This window comes from Streptomyces rectiviolaceus, assembly GCF_039533825.1.
In the GTDB taxonomy this organism is placed as follows: Bacteria; Actinomycetota; Actinomycetes; order Streptomycetales; family Streptomycetaceae; genus Streptomyces; species Streptomyces rectiviolaceus.
Map to the genome: position 1 here is coordinate 20247 of NZ_BAAAUG010000170.1, position 18116 is coordinate 38362.

17 protein-coding genes are annotated in these 18116 nt (G+C 70.0%); 8 read left to right on the forward strand and 9 right to left on the reverse strand.

All coding sequences use genetic code 11. The features are described 5' to 3' along the window. Positions 1-15 precede the first annotated feature (15 nt). From ABD378_RS37010 to ABD378_RS37030, 5 genes are all read right to left on the reverse strand, one after another. Positions 16-1737: a VMAP-C domain-containing protein gene (locus ABD378_RS37010; RefSeq protein WP_344528509.1), complete on the reverse strand. Its 1722-nt coding sequence runs from the start codon at positions 1735-1737 to the stop codon at positions 16-18. Positions 1738-1762: 25 nt separating this feature from the next. After that, the gene (locus ABD378_RS37015) at positions 1763-2101 is read right to left on the reverse strand and encodes a CU044_2847 family protein (RefSeq protein WP_344528511.1); all 339 of its coding nucleotides are present in this window, start codon (positions 2099-2101) and stop codon (positions 1763-1765) included. 130 nt (positions 2102-2231) lie between these two features. After that, on the reverse strand, positions 2232-3134 hold the full coding sequence (locus ABD378_RS37020) for a class I SAM-dependent methyltransferase (RefSeq protein WP_344528513.1): 903 nt from the start codon (positions 3132-3134) through the stop codon (positions 2232-2234). Positions 3135-3347: 213 nt separating this feature from the next. Beyond that, positions 3348-4097: a class I SAM-dependent methyltransferase gene (locus ABD378_RS37025; RefSeq protein ID WP_344528515.1), complete on the reverse strand. Its 750-nt coding sequence runs from the start codon at positions 4095-4097 to the stop codon at positions 3348-3350. 6 nt (positions 4098-4103) lie between these two features. Further along, the gene (locus ABD378_RS37030; RefSeq protein ID WP_344528518.1) at positions 4104-4409 is read right to left on the reverse strand and encodes a 4a-hydroxytetrahydrobiopterin dehydratase; all 306 of its coding nucleotides are present in this window, start codon (positions 4407-4409) and stop codon (positions 4104-4106) included. A 190-nt stretch (positions 4410-4599) separates the two neighbouring features. On the opposite strand from ABD378_RS37030, the gene ABD378_RS37035 reads away from it, so the two are divergent. Both ABD378_RS37035 and ABD378_RS37040 read left to right on the forward strand, forming a co-directional pair. Continuing rightward, entirely contained in the window at positions 4600-5421 is an 822-nt protein-coding gene (locus ABD378_RS37035) for a helix-turn-helix domain-containing protein (protein WP_344528520.1), read from the forward strand. Between the two features lie 21 nt (positions 5422-5442). Beyond that, positions 5443-5829 (forward strand): winged helix-turn-helix transcriptional regulator, encoded by a 387-nt coding sequence (locus ABD378_RS37040; protein ID WP_344528522.1) that lies wholly within the window; start codon positions 5443-5445, stop codon positions 5827-5829. On the opposite strand, the gene ABD378_RS37045 is transcribed toward ABD378_RS37040, so the two are convergent. Continuing rightward, entirely contained in the window at positions 5826-6251 is a 426-nt protein-coding gene (locus ABD378_RS37045; protein WP_344528524.1) for a hypothetical protein, read from the reverse strand. The two genes, ABD378_RS37040 and ABD378_RS37045, sit on opposite strands and share 4 nt — an antisense overlap. A 229-nt stretch (positions 6252-6480) precedes the next feature. On the opposite strand from ABD378_RS37045, the gene ABD378_RS37050 reads away from it, so the two are divergent. From ABD378_RS37050 to narI, 4 genes are read left to right on the forward strand one after another with little or no spacing between them, the layout of a single operon-like run. Further along, positions 6481-10173: a nitrate reductase subunit alpha gene (locus ABD378_RS37050; RefSeq protein ID WP_344528526.1), complete on the forward strand. Its 3693-nt coding sequence runs from the start codon at positions 6481-6483 to the stop codon at positions 10171-10173. Next, complete coding sequence (gene narH / locus ABD378_RS37055; protein ID WP_344528528.1) at positions 10173-11786, forward strand: nitrate reductase subunit beta; 1614 nt, start codon at positions 10173-10175, stop codon at positions 11784-11786. The genes ABD378_RS37050 and narH overlap by 1 nt, the downstream gene beginning before the upstream one ends. Continuing rightward, positions 11783-12352 (forward strand): nitrate reductase molybdenum cofactor assembly chaperone, encoded by a 570-nt coding sequence (narJ, locus tag ABD378_RS37060; protein ID WP_344528530.1) that lies wholly within the window; start codon positions 11783-11785, stop codon positions 12350-12352. The genes narH and narJ overlap by 4 nt, the downstream gene beginning before the upstream one ends. Next, positions 12352-13074 carry a respiratory nitrate reductase subunit gamma gene (narI, locus tag ABD378_RS37065; RefSeq protein ID WP_344528532.1) on the forward strand — a complete coding sequence of 241 codons (723 nt, stop codon included), beginning with the start codon at positions 12352-12354 and terminating at the stop codon, positions 13072-13074. The genes narJ and narI overlap by 1 nt, the downstream gene beginning before the upstream one ends. Before the next feature lie 27 nt (positions 13075-13101). Here narI and dnaK read toward each other — a convergent pair whose 3' ends face one another. From dnaK to ABD378_RS37080, 3 genes are all read right to left on the reverse strand, one after another. Continuing rightward, on the reverse strand, positions 13102-14976 hold the full coding sequence (dnaK, locus tag ABD378_RS37070; RefSeq protein WP_344528534.1) for a molecular chaperone DnaK: 1875 nt from the start codon (positions 14974-14976) through the stop codon (positions 13102-13104). A gap of 150 nt (positions 14977-15126) precedes the next feature. Then, positions 15127-15552 (reverse strand): OsmC family peroxiredoxin, encoded by a 426-nt coding sequence (locus ABD378_RS37075; protein WP_344528536.1) that lies wholly within the window; start codon positions 15550-15552, stop codon positions 15127-15129. Between the two features lie 162 nt (positions 15553-15714). After that, the gene (locus ABD378_RS37080) at positions 15715-16305 is read right to left on the reverse strand and encodes a TetR/AcrR family transcriptional regulator (RefSeq protein ID WP_344528538.1); all 591 of its coding nucleotides are present in this window, start codon (positions 16303-16305) and stop codon (positions 15715-15717) included. 129 nt (positions 16306-16434) lie between these two features. Between ABD378_RS37080 and ABD378_RS37085 the strand changes: the two genes are divergently transcribed. Next, positions 16435-16668: a putative antibiotic biosynthesis monooxygenase gene (locus ABD378_RS37085; protein WP_344528540.1), complete on the forward strand. Its 234-nt coding sequence runs from the start codon at positions 16435-16437 to the stop codon at positions 16666-16668. 122 nt (positions 16669-16790) lie between these two features. Then, positions 16791-18116: DUF6345 domain-containing protein (locus ABD378_RS37090; protein WP_344528542.1), on the forward strand; the 1326-nt coding region annotated here is incomplete at its 3' end.

An 18116-nucleotide genomic window follows, 5' to 3' on the forward strand; every position in this document is an offset into this window, starting at 1 on the left:
TCACGCCTTGTGTGCTCACTGTTCTCCCCGTGTTCCCATCGCCAGCGGTGGGTCCGGCTTGCGCTCCGGGTCGTCCCAGAAGAGCGTCAACCGGTGCCCGCAGTGCTCGGCGTCCCCCTTGTCCGGGGAGCGGGCCTCCTTGCGCAGCCTCATGACCTCGAACGGCAACCGGTCGGGGTCCAGCATCGCCACCGCTTCCGTGAGCCGGTCGAGGAACTTCTCCGGGGCGCAGTGCGCGTGGCCGCCCTCGCCGCATTCGTGCCGTCTCCACAACATGATCGGCACACCGGTGTCCAGGGCTGCCGAGAGCCAGTCCCCCATGGGGGTCGCGGCGTACGCGAGGGCGCACACGTCGTCGTCCGCGTCCAGCCAGTCGTGGAACTCGTCGTAGCTGTACGGCAGTCCGCACGCCACGCGCCGGGGCCGGGTCTCGCCGCGGGCCCGCACCGTCTCCCAGCGCCTGCGGGTCAGGCGGGAGACGGTGAGCGGCTTGAGGCGGTCCATGTGCCGGACCACCACGGGCACTGTGCGCATGGGGCGGGGGCGCGCCGCCCCCGGCTCGTGGATCTGCCACTCCTCGAAGGGTTCGCTCATCAGCCGCTCCGGCACCACGAACTCCAGCATCCAGTCGCATTCGTGCACCCTGCCGATCTGTTCGGCGAGCATCGCCTCGACCTTCGTGCGCAGTTGACGTGGGCGGATCCTGACGGGGCCCGACGAGCCGACCGGCACGCCGTCGATCACCGTGCACACGGTGAGGTCGAGACCGGCGCCACGGGTCATCGATTCCGCGCGGAACATGACCGAGCCGACGGACACGGCGGGCCGCCGCGCGGCCTTCCCGTCATGCGTCTCGTCGTCGTGGTGCTCGGGCATCCAGCGTCGCAGCCACGCGCCGACATCCACCTCCGGCAGCCGCGTCCCGAGCTCGCGCAGCAGCCGCAACAGCCGCTCCTCGCCGGTCAGTTCCTCACCGACGTACCTGATGGCGTGCCAGATCGACCGGAAGGCCGGCAGCGGGCGGCGGAAGGTGGGGAAGGCGCGCCGCACGAGCAGCTCAAGGCCGTCCGGATCGAGGCGCGCCCCCTCGAACAGGGCGCGCAGTTCACGGCGCGGATCGCCCGGCAGCCAGTCAAGGGGCAGGAAGTCGTCCAGGTCCTCCCAGTGGCGTCGGATGGTGTCGATGGGCAGCATCCGCCCGATGTACCCCTCCTGCTCGCCGCCGAGCACGGCGTCGGTGACCATGCCGACGACCTTGCCGGACTCCGGGTCGTAGACCGCCGCGCCGCTGAACCCCTCGTCCAGACGCCGCAGGTGGGCCTGTCCGACATCGACCTCCAGCCACTCCTGGCCGAGGAGCCGGTCCGCACTGGTGGTCAGCGTGACGTGGGTGCCGTCCTGCTCGTGGCCGAACGGGAAGCCCAGCGCGCGCAGTTCATGGGCGGCGCGTCCCGGCTGCGGGCGGAGCATGTCGAGCGGGGCGAACGCGCAGGGCGCCACCCGCAGCGCGTGGGCGAGCTCGAGCACCGCTATGTCGCCGCGGTCCCCGAGGCGCCGCCATTCGCCGGACCATGCCACCTTCGCGGGCAGCGCGTCGGTGACGCCCGGCAGCGTGACGCCGACCTCCGCGAGTCCCTCGACGACATGGGCGCAGGTGATCAGGCGCGTACCGTCGACCAGTACACCTGCTCCTCGGGGGACACCGTCGACCGTGCCGATGCGAGCACGCCAGTGCATGCCTCGCATTATCCGCCTCGCACCGTCATCGCTCACCCGGCTCGTCGCGCCGGGACCAGGTCAGCTTGACGGTCAAGTGGCCCTCGGCGGCGGTCTTGGCGATGACGGCACCCGCGACGGCGCTCAGCTTCACCCCGAATTCCAGCTCGATCCCGTCGGGGTCGAGCGCCTGGTCACGGAAGGTCCGGAGCGCGGACATCGCGGCACCCCGCACATTGCTCAGCGCCGCCCCGAAGTGCCCCTCGACATCATGGATCTCGCTGCCGTCACTCCGGCGCGACACCGACCTGAAGCCCGGGTCCCTGGAGTCCACTTCCACGACGACGGGGCCTTCGTCGGACTCCCATCGCATCAGCTCGCTCAAAGCCCGACTCCCCTCCGCAGTCCGATCGACGTCGCGTAAAAGGTAACGTCAACCGCCCTTCGGGTGGTCAGTGTTGGGCCGATACGTCAGAGCGTCGGCGTGCTCGCCCGGCCCGTCGCCGTGATGCGGCTCAGGCCCTGACCCCCACATGCACCGTCTGCACCGAAAGCAGGAACACGTCGGGCCGGTGGTGCAGGCTCTTCGGGTCATTCGCGTCCAGGAGGCGGTCGACTGTGGTCAGGTCGTCGGCGTCGAGCGTGTCCTCGTGCATCTCGCGGCGGCGGGACAGCTCGGAGATCAGGTGGGCGCGGGCGTCCTCGGACAGCGGGGCGGGCAGGTCGAGGAGGAACGAGCGGGTGCCGGCGTGGCGCAAGCCCGCTTCGGTGAGGAGCGTGGGCCAGTCCTCCGTGACCGTCTTCGCGCCCGGCAGCTCCGCGCGCATCTGCGTGAACCACTTCTCGTCCGCCAGGTCGCAGCGGGTCTGGAGGCCCGGCCGGCCGAAGCCGATGTCGCGGGGCAGGCTGCGGGGGGCCAGGCCGCCCTCCAGGAGCGCGATGGCGCCGCCGGGCGACAGGCGGTCGGCGAGGGCGGCCAAGGCCGCCTCCTGGTCGCCCACGTGGTGCAGGGCGCGGCCGATCCAGAGGAGATCGGCGTGCGGCAACTCGCCGATTCCCTCCGGGAGTTCTGCCTGAAGCGTGCTGACCCGGTCCGTCAGGCCCTCCCGGGCGGCCCGCTCCCGAGCGCGCTCAAGGAGCGGCTCCGCCGGGTCCACCGCGATCACCTCGGCCTTGGGGAAGATCTCGGCGAGGAGGAAGGAGATGCTGCCCGAGCCGCTGCCCACGTCCGCGATCAGCGTCGGCTCCGGCTGCCACTCGCGCAGCCACGCGGCGATCTCGCGGTTCTGCGGGGCGGCGAGCTTCGCGTTCCGCTCCAGCATCGGGCCCATCGTGGCCCAGTCGATGTCATCGTGGTGGTGGCCGTGGGTGTGCCCGTGCTCGTGATCGTGCTCGTCGTGCTCGTGGTCGTGAGCCATCGTCTCTGCCGCCGCCTTCGGTGCGCTTGTGGGTGGGCCGTCGAGCGGACCCTGGGAGCGGTTCCCAGCCTGCGTCCCGGTCGGCGCCTTGGCCAGCCGACTTGCGGTTTCGGCAAATGAGGGGACGGGGCGGAGATACCGGGCGTGCGGCGCGGCCACCGTGCGGCCACCGTCGACGCCAACTCCTCGCGATGGCCAACTGGACGATGCGGTTCACCCGGTGGGCGCGGGCGGCCTCCGGAACGACATGAGCGTGAACCGCGGGTCGGGGCGCGGTACTTCCTGGTCGGGCAGTTCCGCGAGCCCCGCCGCGAGCCGTGCGGCCAGTGGTCCTTCGGGCGGGATCCTGGTGAACCATCCCCGGTGGAGGTCATCGACCGTGGAGCGGGGTGTGCGGCCCTGGCCGTGGCCGCGGAACCCGGCCCCGCCTGCCGGTGTCAGGCCCCGCGCGGCCACGTACGCCTCGACCGCCTGGGCGCGCTCGACCGCGGGACGCAGCGTGCGCGGGGCGAGCACCGCGTCGATGTCGCTGCCCACGTCGTGCGCGGCGGCCTTGTCGACGGTCGTGACGAACACGCCGCCGGGCCGCAGCACCCGCACGCACTCGGCGACCACCGTCGCAGCCTCCTCGGCACCGGACAGCAGATGCAGCAGCCACACCGCGCACACCGCGTCGAACGAGGCGTCCGGGAAGGGCAGTTGGCGGCTGTCGCCCAGCACGACCGCGCCCGGCAGCCGCCCCGACGCCATGCGCGCCATGTTGTGCGCCGAGTCCACCCCGGTCACCCGAAGGCCCGCACCCGCGAGGCGCCGGGTGACCAGGCCCGTGCCGCAGGCGACGTCCAGGAGACTGCGGGTGCCCGGCGGCAGCAGGCCGAGGACCGCGGCGGCAGCGGCGTCGGCGCGGGGCTCGCCGCCGCGCGAGGCGTCATAGCGGTCGGCTTCCCTGCTGTAGTCCAGCATCGGCGCTCAGACCGCCCCGTGCCCGACCGCCAGCTCCTCGACCCTGCCGGCCAGTTCGAAGTCGAGCGCGGTGAGAGCGCCGCCCGCGCTGTGCGTGTTCACGGACAGGGAGACGGTGTTGTAGCCGAGCGTCAGCTCGGAGTGATGGCCGAGTTCCTCCTGGATCTGCGCGATGTGGACGACCATCGCGGTCGCCGCGAAGTGCGAGCCGAGCCGGAAGGAGCGGGTGATCCGGCCGTCGTCGAGCGCCCAGCCGGGCAGCTCGGCGAGCCGCTCCTCGACGTCCTTCTGTGACAACGGTTCGACTGACATGGCCGCGTCCCTTCCCGTGCGTACAGCATGCTTACAGCGTACGTATGTACGTATATCCCTCAGCCTGCCACAGCGCCGCCCGCAAGGCCCTGATCAGGCCACCGGCCGGGTGGCCGTGGCGCGGAGCCGTGGCACGGAGCCCGCACCGCGGCCCCGGCGAATCGCGAACGCCTTCGATTACTGTCTGGGTATGACAACTGCCGTGTCCACCAAGGAAAGTACCGGCATCGGCCCGCTCCTGCGCGGCTGGCGCGAGCGGCGCAAGGTGAGCCAGCTGGAACTGGCCCTGCGCGCCGACTCCTCGGCGCGGCACATCAGCTTCATCGAGACCGGCAGGTCACGCCCGAGCGAGGAGATCGTGCTGCGCCTCGCCGAGCACCTCGACGTACCCGTGCGGGAGCGCAACTCGCTGCTCCTGGCGGCCGGTTACGCGCCCCGCTTCCGGGAGACCCCGCTGGACGACCCCTCCATGGGCGCCCTGCGGGAGGGCCTCGAACAGCTCCTGCGCGGCTACGAGCCCTACCCCGCCCTGGTCGTCGACGCGACGTACGACGTGATCGCCGCGAACCGAGGCATCGCGATGATCCTCGACGGCGTCCCCGAGCACCTCCTGCGGCCGCCCCTGAACGCCATGCGGCTCACGCTCCACCCGGAGGGGCTCGCGCCCAAGATCCGCAATCTGCGCGAGTGGCGGGGGCATCTGCTGCACCAGATGGAGCGGCAGATCGCGCTGCAGCGGTCCGACGGGCTGCGTGCGGTGTACGAGGAGGTGGCGGCGTATCCGGTGGCGGATCCCGGTGTCGACGTCTTCGAGGCCGACGGGCCGCGGAGCGGCGTGCCCTACTTCGCGCTGCCCCTGCGCATCGAGCACGACGGGCACCTGCTCTCCTTCGTCTCGTCGATCTCGACCTTCAACACCCCCATGGACGTGACGGTCGCCGAGCTGGCCATCGAGACGCTGCTCCCTGCCGACCCGGCGACGGTCAAGTACCTCCAGTCATCGGCGTCCTAGCAGCTCGTGAAAGGGAACCTCATGGGGACCGGACAGACCGTCGGCCATCCCGACGACGCGGACCTGACCCGCGCCGACTCACTGGCCCGCGAGATCTTCTCCGGCGTGGCCAACAAGTGGGCGCTGCTGATCATCAACGCCCTGGCCGACCGGACGCTGCGCTTCACCGAGGTGCGGACCGCGGTGGACGGCATCAGCCACAAGATGCTCACCCAGACCCTGCGCGGCCTGGAGCGCGACGGCGTCGTGCACCGGACGGTGTACGCCACCGTGCCGCCGCGCGTCGAGTACCGCCTGACCGAGGCGGGCGAGGGGCTGCTCGCCACGGTCGACGGCATGTGCGCCTGGACGCACCGGTACCTCGCCGAGATCGAGGCCGCCCGCAGCCGCTTCGACGCCCGGTCCTAGCTCCGCGAGGCCCGCAGCGCCACGTACTGCAGTGCGGCGAAGCCGCCGACGGTCACGGCCTGGAGCGGGATCCACACCGCGCCCGCCGTGCTGGGCGAAAGCCAGGCGACCAGGGCGACGACACTGAGCACCGCCCAGACCGTGTTCGCCTCGATCACACCCCGGACGGCGAGCGTGGGCGGGCTCTTGCGCGACGCGAGGTAGCCGACTCCCACGCCGTAGAGCACAAGAAAGACGCCGAGGCCGAGCAGGAGGCCCGCGTCGACGCCGAGGAAGCGCCCGAGCGGGCCCGAAGCGGCGGCGTACGCGAGCCCGTTCCCGGTGGTCACGACCGCGTCGATGCCGAGGAAGCGGCGCAGCATCGTCTTCGGGTCATTCGTGCGGGCCAGTGCGGTGAGCGGGTGCGCAGAGTACGTCGACATGAGAAACCGGCCTCCAGCAGCGAAAGGGAAAGGGAGCCGGATCCGGGCCGGAGTGCGCCGGACCGGATCCGGTACGACCACCCTGCCGGGCCCTCACGCGCGGGTCGATTACCTCAGAGGTAAGCACGATGCCCCCGGGCTCCCCCGCAACCCGTACGGCGGTCGCCGCCGTGTGCCCCTGCCACCGCGCACCTAGGTTCGTTGAAAGGCAGACTTAGGGAGCTCAACGGTGACAGAGACGACCGAGCCCGGCGCCGCCCTGCTGCGTGCGGGCAAGTTCTTCCGGCGCGGAACCGCCGCCCCCGACCTGCACAGCATCGGACTCGTCGGCGGCCGGGACGCGGACGCCTTCTACCGGGACCGGTGGAGCCACGACAAGGTCGTGAACTCGACGCACGGCGTGAACTGCACGGGCTCCTGCCGCTGGAAGGTGTACGTCAAGGACGGCATCATCACCTGGGAGACCCAGCAGACCGACTACCCCTCCGTCGGCCCCGACCGCCCCGAGTACGAGCCGCGCGGCTGCCCCCGCGGCGCCGCGTTCTCCTGGTACACGTACTCGCCGACCCGCGTGCGCTACCCGTACCTGCGCGGCGTGCTCCTGGAGATGTACCGCGAGGCGAAGTCCCGGCTGGGGGACCCGGTCCTGGCCTGGGCGGACATCCAGGGCGACCCGGAGCGGCGCAGGACGTACCAGCAGGCGCGCGGCAAGGGCGGATTGGTGCGGGCGACCTGGGACGAGGCCGTCGAGATCATCGCGGCGGCCCACGTCCACACGATCAAGACGCACGGCCCCGACCGGGTCGCGGGCTTCTCCCCCATCCCCGCGATGTCGATGGTGTCGCACGCGGCGGGCGCCCGCTTCATGTCGCTGATCGGCGCGCCCATGCTGTCGTTCTACGACTGGTACGCGGACCTGCCGGTGGCCTCGCCGCAGGTCTTCGGCGACCAGACCGACGTACCGGAGTCGGGTGACTGGTGGGACGCCGCGTATCTGATGATGTGGGGCTCGAACGTCCCGGTGACGCGGACGCCGGACGCGCACTGGATGGCGGAGGCGCGTTACCGCGGCCAGAAGGTCGTGGTCGTCGCGCCCGACTACGCCGACAACGCCAAGTTCGCCGACGAGTGGCTGCACCCGCACCCCGGCACGGACGGGGCCCTCGCCATCGCGATGGGCCACGTCATCCTCAAGGAGTTCTTCGTCGACCGGCAGACGGACTTCTTCACCGACTACGTCCGCAAGTTCACCGACCTGCCCTTCCTGGTGACGCTGACCGAGCGCGACGGCGCGTTCGTCCCGTCGAAGTTCCTGCGCGCCACCGACCTCGGCCAGAGCGGCGAGGGCGGCGACTGGAAGACGGCCGTCCTGGACGAGAACACCGGGCAGCCCGCCGTCCCGAACGGCTCGCTGGGCTTCCGCTGGACCGAGTCCGGCAAGGGCAAGTGGAATCTGGAGCTGGGCAACATCAAGCCGCAGCTCTCTCTGCACGGCTCCGACGTCGCGGCCGGGGTCGAGGTGCTCCTCCCCCGCTTCGACACCGAGGGCGGCACGCACGGCCAGGGCCGCGGCGAGATCGTCCGCCGCGGTGTGCCCGCCACGCGGCTCGGCGGGCAGGACGGCCCCCTCGTCACGACGGTCTTCGACCTGCTGCTCGCGCAGTACGGCGTCGGGCGCGAGGGGCTCCCGGGCGAGTGGCCCGCTTCGTACGAGGATGCCGACGCGCCCGGCACCCCGGCCTGGCAGGAGGCGCACACCTCGGTCCCGGCCGCGAAGGCGGTGAAGATCGCGCGGGAGTTCGCGAAGACCGCCGAGCAGTCACGCGGGCGCTGCATGATCCTCATGGGGGCGGGGACCAACCACTGGTTCCACTCCGAGACGATCTACCGCGCCTTCCTGGCGCTGCTCCAGCTGACCGGCTGCCAGGGCCGCAACGGCGGCGGCTGGGCGCACTACGTGGGGCAGGAGAAGTGCCGCCCCGCGACGGGCTGGGCGACGCTCGCAAGCGCCAACGACTGGAGCAGGCCGCCGCGGCAGATGATCGGGGCCGCGTACTGGTTCCTGAACACCGATCAGTGGCGCTACGACAAGTTCGCGGCGGACGTGCTCGCGTCGCCGCTCGGCGAGGGCCGGTTCACGGGGATGACGGGCGCGGACTGCCTGGCCGTGTCGGCGCGCACCGGCTGGATGCCCTCGTACCCGACGTTCGACCGCAACTCCCTTGATCTGGGCGACACTTCGGGGGCTTCGGGTGATCCCGTCGCCAATGTCGTCGACGAGCTCAAGGCGGGCACCCTCAACTTCGCCTGCGAGGACCCGGACGCGCCGGAGAACTGGCCGCGCGTCCTGACCCTGTGGCGCGCCAATCTGCTCGGCTCATCGGCCAAGGGCGCGGAGTACTTCACCAAGCATCTGCTCGGCACGCACTCCTCGTTGCGGGCCGATGAGGCTTCGCCCGAGGAACGGCCGTCGACGGTGAAGTGGCACGACGACGCCCCCGAGGGCAAGCTCGACCTGCTCGTCTCGCTGGACTTCCGGCAGACGTCGTCGACGCTGCTCTCGGACGTGGTGCTTCCCGCGGCGACCTGGTACGAGAAGCACGACCTCTCCTCCACGGACATGCACCCCTACGTCCACTCCTTCACCCCCGCCGTCGACCCGCCCTGGCAGGCCCGCACCGACTTCGACACGTTCAAGGCCATCGCGGACCGGCTCAGCGAGCTGTCCGTGGACCATCTCGGCGTGCGCAAGGACGTCGTCGCCACCGCGCTCCAGCACGACACCCCCGGCGAGACGGCGCAGCCCGGCGGTGTCGTCCTCGACTGGCGCAAGGGCGAGTGCGAGGCGATCCCGGGCAAGACCATGCCGGGCCTGACGGTGGTCGAGCGTGACTACACCGCGATCGGCGCGAAGTTCGCGGCGCTCGGCCCGCTGGCGGAGAAGCTGGGCCTGCCCGCGAAGGGCATCGCGCTGCGGCCCGACCAGGAGGTCGACGAGCTGCGCGAGCGCAACGGCGTCGTACGCGGCGGACCGGCCGACGGACGCCCCGCCCTGGACACGGCGGTGAAGGCGGCCAACACCATCCTCGCCCTGTCCGGCACGACCAACGGCCGCCTCGCCACGCAGGGCTTCCACACCCTGGAGGCGCGCACGGGCCAGGAGATGGCGCACCTGGCCGCCGAGCACGAGGGCAAGCGCATCACGTACGCCGACACACAGGCGGCGCCCGTCCCCGTGATCACCTCGCCCGAGTGGTCGGGCAGCGAGTCCGGCGGGCGGCGCTACACGGCGTTCACGCTCAACACCGAGCACCTCAAGCCGTGGCACACGCTCACCGGGCGCCAGCACTTCTTCCTCGACCACGACTGGATCCACGAGCTGGGCGAGGCGATGCCCGTCTACCGGCCGCCCCTGGACATGAACCGCCTCTTCGGGGAGCCACGGCTCGGCCCGGACGGCGAGAAGGAGGTGACGGTCCGCTATCTCACCCCGCACAACAAGTGGTCCATCCACTCCGAGTACCAGGACAACCTCTTCATGCTGTCGCTCTCGCGGGGCGGCCAGTGCGTCTGGATGGCACCGCAGGACGCGGACGCGATCGGCGTGAAGGACAACGACTGGATCGAGGCGGTCAACCGCAACGGCGTGGTGGTGGCGCGCGCGGTCGTCTCGCACCGGATGCCGGCCGGCACGGTCTACATGCACCACGCGCAGGAGCGCACGGTGAACGTCCCCAAGGCGGAGACCACCGGCAAGCGCGGCGGCATCCACAACTCCCTGACCCGCCTCATCCTCAAGCCGTCCCATCTCATCGGCGGCTACGCCCAGTTGTCGTGGGCCTTCAACTATCTGGGCCCGACGGGCAACCAGCGCGACGAGGTGACGGTCATCCGCCGCCGCAGCCAGGAGGTTCAGTACTGATGCGCGTTATGGCACAGATCGCCATGGTGATGAACCTCGACAAGTGCATCGGCTGTCACACCTGTTCGGTCACCTGCAAGCAGGCGTGGACCAACCGCGACGGCATGGAGTACGTCTGGTTCAACAACGTCGAGACCCGTCCCGGCCAGGGCTACCCGCGCCGCTACGAGGACCAGGAGAAGTGGCGCGGCGGCTGGGAGCTGAACAAGAAGGGCGCCCTGAAGCTCAAGAACGGCGGCCGCATCAAGGCCCTCCTGGAGATCTTCTCCAACCCCAAGCTGCCGGAGATCAAGGACTACTACGAACCCTGGACGTACGAGTACAAGAACCTCACCGACGCTCCCCTCGGCGACGACTACCCGGTCGCCGAACCGCGCTCGCTGATCAGCGGCAAACCCATGAAGATCGAGTGGTCGTCGAACTGGGACGACAACCTGGGCGGCGCGACGGAGTACGGCGACCTAGACCCGATGGTCGCCAAGACCCGCGAAAAGGCGGCGGAGAAGGTGAAGTTCGCCTTCGAGCAGACCTTCATGTTCTATCTGCCGCGGATCTGCGAGCACTGCCTGAACCCGTCGTGCGTGGCCTCCTGCCCGTCCGGGGCGATGTACAAGCGCGAGGAGGACGGCATCGTCCTCGTCGACCAGGACAGCTGCCGTGGCTGGCGCAAGTGCGTGACGGGCTGCCCGTACAAGAAGGTGTACTTCAACCACCGCACCGGCAAGGCCGAGAAGTGCACGATGTGCTACCCGCGCCTGGAGGTGGGTCTGCCCACCGTCTGCTCGGAGACGTGCGTGGGCCGTCTTCGCTACCTCGGCGTGATCCTGTACGACGCCGACAAGGTGACGGAGGCGGCGTCGCAGCAGGACGACACGGCGCTGTACGAGGCGCAGTTGGGGGTCTTCCTCGACCCGGAGGACCCCGAGGTGCGGCGCGAGGCCGAGCGGGCCGGGATCGGCCACGACTGGGTGGAGGCGGCACGCCGCTCCCCCGTGCACGCGCTGATCAGCAAGTACAAGGTGGCGCTTCCGCTGCATCCGGAGTACCGGACGATGCCGATGGTCTGGTACATCCCGCCGCTGTCCCCGGTCGTGGACGCGCTGAGCGAGACCGGGCACGACGGCGAGGACCTGGACAACCTGTTCGGCGCGATCGACACCCTGCGCATCCCCCTCGAATACCTGGCTGAGATCTTCACGGCCGGTGACGTGGGGCCGGTGCGGGCCTCGCTGGAAAAGCTGGCGGCGATGCGGGCGCACATGCGGGCGATCAACCTCGGTGACCGGCCCGACAGTTCGGTCGCCGATGCCGTGGGCATGTCGGGGCAGGAGATCGAGGAGATGTACCGGCTGCTCGCCATCGCCAAGTACGAGGACCGCTACGTCATCCCGACCGCCGCGGTCGGTGACGCACAGCGCCTGGAGGAGTCGGCGCTGCCTGACTCGTGCAGCCTCGACTACGAGGACGGTCCGGGGATGGGCGGGGACGGCCCGTTCGGCCAGGACTCGGGCCGCAAGCAGCTGCCGCTGGTGACCATCGAGAACTTCCACGCCCTGCGGGACCGGCAGACCGCCGACGAGCAGCCATCCGCCACCGAGAAGGACACACTGTGAGCGACCATGCCGTGCTCTACCGGGCAGCCGCGCACTGCCTGTCCTACCCGGACGACGAGTTCCGCGCGCTGCTGCCCCAACTGACGGCTGCGGCACCGGAGTTGAACAGCTTCCTCTCGCACGCGGCGGCGACCAGCGCATCCGATCTCGCCGCGCACTACGTCCAGGTCTTCGACTTCAAGAACCGCCACAGCCTCTACCTGAGCTGGTGGCGCGACGGTGACACGCGGCGGCGCGGGATGGCCCTGGTCCGCTTCAAGGAGGTCTACCGCGAGCACGGCCTGGAATTCACCGGCGAGGAGCTGCCGGACTTCCTGCCCGCGGTCCTGGAGTTCTCCGCGCACGCGGGCCCGGTCCTCCTGGAGGAGCACCGGCCGGGCCTCGAACTGCTGCGGCTCGCCCTCACCGACTTCGGTACGCCCTACGCGCCCGTGCTCGACGCGGTGTGCGCGACGCTGCCGGGGCCCTCGCCGAAGGACCGGGCCGAGGCGCAGGCGCTCGCCCGGTCGGGGCCACCGCGGGAGGACGTCGGCCTTGAACCCTTCGCACTGATCGGGGAGCACTGATGAGAACGCTGCTGTGGGGCGTCATCCCGTACGTGGCCGTCGTCCTCCTGGTGGCGGGCCTCCTCTGGCGCTATCGCTACGACAAGTTCGGCTGGACGACGCGTTCCTCCCAGGTCTACGAGTCGAAGCTCCTGAACATCGCGTCGCCGATGTTCCACTACGGAATCCTGTTCGTCCTCGTCGGGCATCTGGTGGGTCTCTTCATCCCGGAGTCGTGGACGGAGAAGGTGGGCGTGAAGGAGCACACGTACCACCTGCTCTCGCTGTACGGGGGCACGGCGGCGGGGATCCTGCTGGTCATCGGCATCCTGCTGCTGCTCTACCGGCGGCGCACGAACGCTCCGGTGTTCCGGGCGACGACCGCCAACGACAAGCTGATGTATCTCGTGCTGTTCGGGGCGATCGTGCTCGGCATGGTGGCCAAGCTGACGCACGCCTCGGGCGACGGCTACAACTACCGTGAATCCATTGCCCCTTGGTCCCGGAGCCTGTTCACCCTCCAGCCGGACACCGACCTGATGGCGGGGGTACCGGTCCTGTATCAGATCCATGCGGTGGTCGGGATGGCGCTGTTCGCGCTGATTCCGTTCACGCGGCTCGTGCACATGTTCAGCGCGCCGGTGCAGTATCTGTTCCGGCCGTATGTGGTGTACCGGAGCAAGGACCCGAGCCGGGTCGGGCCGCGCCCGGAGCGGCGGGGCTGGGAGAAGACGGGTTCCTGATCACCCACCCCACCGCTGGACTGGGGGCTAGCCCTCGGCTCCCTTGTCCTTCCCCTGTTCTCCCGGCTTCTCCTCGTCGACGATCTCCGCGTCGACCACGCCCTCCTCGGCCGAGGGCTCCGGGGCCCCCTGCTCCTGGGCGTCCCCGCCAGAGTTCGCGTACATGGCCTGGCCCATCTTCTGGCTCACGGTGGCCAGCTTCTCCGCGCCCACGCGCAACGCCGCCGTGTCGTCGGCCCTGTCCTTCAGGAGGCCCTTCAACTCCGTGGCCGCCGCCTCCACTTCGGCCCTGGTGTCCGCGGGGATCCGCTCCTCGTTGTCCCGCAGGAACCGCTCCGTCTGGTAGACGAGCTGCTCCGCCTGGTTGCGGGTCTCGGCCGCCTCGCGCCGCTTGCGGTCCTCCTCCGCGTGCTCCTCGGCCTCCCGCACCATGCGGTTGATGTCGTCCTTGGGTAGCGCGGAGCCGCCCGTCACCGTCATGCGCTGCTCGCGCCCCGTCGCCTCGTCCTTGGCGGAGACGTGCATGATGCCGTTGGCGTCGATGTCGAAGGTGACCTCGATCTTGGGGACGCCGCGCGGGGCAGGGGGCAGGCCCGTGAGGTCGAAGACGCCCAGCTTCTTGTTGTACGCGGCGATCTCCCGCTCCCCCTGGAAGACCTGGATCCCGACGGACGGCTGGTTATCCTCGGCGGTGGAGAAGGTCTCCGAACGCCGGGTGGGAATGGTCGTGTTGCGTTCGATGAGCTTGGTCATGATGCCGCCCTTGGTCTCGATCCCGAGGGACAGCGGCGTCACGTCCAGGAGCAGGACGTCCTTCACGTCACCCCTGATCACACCCGCCTGGAGCGCCGCGCCGAGCGCGACCACCTCGTCCGGGTTGACTCCCTTGTGCGGCTCGCTCCCGGTGAGTTCCTTGACCAGCTCCGTCACCGCGGGCATCCGCGTCGAACCGCCCACCAGAATCACGTGGTCGACGGCCGACAGCTTGACGCCCGCGTCCTTCACGGCCTGGTGGAAGGGGCCGCGGCAGCGCTCCAGCAAGTCCGCGGTCAGCTCCTGGAACTGAGCGCGGGTCAGCTTCTCCGCCAGGTGCAGCGGGCCGTCCGCCGACGCCGTGACGTACGGCAGGTTGATGTCCGTCTCGCTCGACGACGACAGCTCGATCTTCGCCTTCTCGGCGCCCTCCCGCAGCCGTTGCAGCGCCATCTTGTCCTTGCCGAGGTCCACTCCGTGGTTGTTCTTGAACTGGCGCACCAGGTACTCGACGATGCGCTGGTCCCAGTCGTCGCCGCCCAGTTGGGTGTCGCCGTTGGTGGCCTTCACCTCGATGACGCCGTCACCCATCTCCAGGAGCGAGACGTCGAAGGTGCCGCCGCCGAGGTCGAAGACGAGGACCGTCTGGTCGTCGCCCTTGTCCAGGCCGTACGCGAGAGCCGCGGCCGTCGGTTCGTTGATGATGCGGAGCACCTTCAGGCCCGCGATCTCGCCGGCCTCCTTGGTGGCCTGGCGCTGCGTGTCGTCGAAGTAGGCGGGGACGGTGACGACCGCGTCCGTGACGTCCTCGCCCAGATAGGACTCGGCGTCACGCTTGAGCTTCTGCAGGACGCGGGCGGAGAGTTCCTGCGCGGTATACCGGGTCCCGTCCACGGACCCGCCCTCCGGGAAGCGCCAACTCCCGTCGCCCATGTGCCGTTTGACGGAGCGTGCGGTGCGCTCCACATTCGTGACCGCCTGCCGCTTGGCGACCTCTCCGACGAGGACGTCGCCGTTCTTCGCGAAGGCGATGACCGAGGGTGTGGTGCGCGCTCCCTCCGCGTTGGCCACGACCGTTGGATCACCACCCTCCAGGACGGCCACCACCGAGTTCGTCGTACCGAGGTCGATCCCGACTGCACGTGCCATGTCCAGTCCCCTTCCACCGCGAGCCCGTTTCCCGGCGTACTTCGACCTCCATCACAAAACTTGAGCGGCACATTGTCAATGCCGCCTATGACGGTGCCGCCGCCCCGTGAGGGACGGCGGCACCGTCGGAAAATGGCGGAAAGCCGTACGTCAGGCCAGCTTCGCCGTCAGCGTGATCGGCGTCGCCTTCAGCGCCTGGCTCACCGGGCAGTTGACCTTGGCGTCCTCGGCGGCCGCGAGGAAGGCGGCCTCGTCCATGCCGGGCACCGTGCCCTCGACGGTGAGGTGGATGCCGGTGATGCCGGTGCCCGGCTGGAACGTCACGTCGGCGGACGTCACCAGGCGGGTCGGCGGGGTGCCCGCCTTGTCGAGGCCGTTGGAGAAGGCCATGGAGAAGCAGCTGGAGTGCGCGGCGGCGATCAGCTCTTCCGGGCTGGTCTTGCCGTTGGCCTGCTCGGCGCGGGACGGCCAGGACACGGCCTGCTCCCCGATCCCGGACGAGTCGAAGGTGACCGTGCCGGAGCCCTCCAGCAGGTTGCCTTCCCAGACCGTGTGCGCGGAGCGCGTGGTAGCCACGATGTAGATCCCTTCAGTGCGGTTCCGTGATGCGTTCCGGAACTTCCGTGCACCCATCCGATCACACCCTGACTTGGCGCACGCGGTAGACCGGCCCACGGGCGGTGAACGGCAGACGGCCGCCGGGCGGCCCAAGGGGGCACGGGCCGCGGGGGATCCTGGTCAGCGGTCTCCCTGACCCGCCAGACGCCGCACGAGTCCGATCAGCGCGTCCCGCTCCGTCTGTGGCCGCTGTTCTCCGCCGAAGATCATCCGGACCGCCTGGGGCACGCTGAACCACCAGGCGCCAAGGGCCAGTACGGCGTAGAACAGCGCCTTCGGATCGAGATCCGGATCCAGGGTGCCGTCGCGCTGGGCCTGGGCGAGCGCCTCGACCCTGGACCCGTAGGTGGCGGTGCGCTCGGGCTCCTTGAGGGCGGGGCCGCCGGTGTCGCGCAGGCCCTCCCAGTGCAGCAGCCGGATGAACTGGGGGCGGGAACGGTGGTAGTCGTACAGCCGGCCCGCGTAGTCACCGAGGTCGGCGGCCTGCTCGACGGTGACCGGGATGGCGGTGGCGATGCGGTCGAGCTCGGCCTCGAGGACGTGCCCGAAGAGCTTCTCCTTGTTGCCGAAGTACTGGTAGATCCGCTCCTTGTTGACGCCCGCCCGCGTCCCGACGCGGTCGATGCGGGCGCCGTCGAATCCGTGCTCGGCGAATTCGTCCACGGCGGCGTCGAGCAGCGCCTGCCGGGTGCGTGCGGTGTCCCAGGCCATGGAGCCAGCATACCCAACCAACTGTTTGGAGATTGCCTCGGCCCGTGTTAGCTTTCCGGCACCAATCTCCAAACGGTTGGTTGGACATTCTCGGATTCTCGGATTCCCGGATACCCGGAAGGAACCCTCATGCAGACCGCTCCCCCGCCCCGTCACCACATGGCCCTGATGATCTGGCTCTCGGTCTTCCCGACGCTCACCGTCCTGGAGCTGCTCTTCCATTCCTGGCTGACGAAACTGCCCATGGTCGTCCAGACCCTGCTCCTCAGCGCGGCCGTCGTCCTCACGGTCGTGTACGTCCTGATGCCCCGCCTGCAGAAGATCCGCGGCAGGCTCCTCAGCAGGGAGAGCCGGGGTGCCTGAGGCTCCACGACAGTCCCGGTGCACGGTCGCTATGGCCGAAATCGCAACTGTGCAAGGCGCGTCCACGGTGACACTTTGAGGCCCCCTCGCACCCACGAGGAGATCACTCAGGGGGTTTGGCCATGCGCATGAACTACACGGACCGCGGTCCGTCCCCGCTAGAAGGGGCAAAACCGGGAGCCGCCGGTGACCGTGACTCGACGTTCGGCTGGTGGGGTGCCTTCAGCATCCAGAAGTTCGTCAACCAGTCCTCGCTCTTCCACACGCACGCCGACGCCACCGGGTGGCTGGCGTACCTCCAGCAGTTCTACGACCGCAATTTCTGGTTCGCGGACGGCGGGGCACAGGTCTGGGCGTACGAGGAGACGTACGACAACTGGCAGGACCGGTACGGCATGGACGCGGTGGTCGCCGTCTACCACTCGGGCCACGGCGGCATGGACGGCAACGGCGTCTTCTTCGCGCCGCTCGGCGCGGTCTGGGACGGCCGCAGCGACGCGATCTCGAACCGGATGGCGCTGGGCAACGAGAAGGCGAACTACGTCTTCTGGTCCACCTGCACCTCGCTGCGGGTCCTCGGCGGGCACTCACCGATCCGCACCTGGGCCGGGCCCAACATCGGCTTCCGCATGATCTTCGGGTTCGAGACCGTCAGCATCGACAGCCCGGACTACGGCAAGAAGTTCTGGGAGAAGTGGCGGGCGGGGCAGACGTTCACCGACGCGTGGCTGAACGCGAGCTGGGACATCTACAAGGGCCAGGCGCCCTCGGTCTGCGCGGTCGGCGCCACCCAGGCCGACGCCAACGCCCGCCTCAACGGCGAGCGCACCCTCTATCGCGAGCACGTGCCGGACAACTGGTACGCGTGGCGCTGGTACAACGCGCGCGCCGGCCTCAGGGAGCCGCTGACGCAGGCGCCGAGCAGCCCGCAGATCGTGCAGCTCGCACCGCGCGACCCGGGCGAGGAGCTCACCAGGATGGGCCGCATCGCCGACTTCCCGTCGGCGGCGCTGCAAGAGGTGCAGGTCGAGCGGCAGGGCGTGCTCAGCGCCACCTCCGGCGACCGGACCGTCTCCACGGCTCCGCACGCCATCCGGTGGGTCAAGCTCGCCGAGGCCAACCACCGCAACCTGCGGCAGCTGCCCACGGATCAGGCGGTCGAGGCGGCGCGCACGTTCGCCGAGCAGCACGCCGACGGCGCCGAGCTCGTCGTGGACAGCGTGCACGACCTGATGCAGAACTCCGGGGCGAAGGACGGCTCCGAACTCGGGGAGCCGGTGTCCCTGGAGACCCATGTGACGTTCCGGCAGGTCTTCGACGGCGTACCGGTCATCACGCCCGACCGCGGCCTCATCCGCGTGGCCCTGGACAACGACGCGACCGTCGTCCAGGCGCAGATCTCCACGCGCGAGACCACCGGCACGACGCGCGAGCCGAGCACCGACATC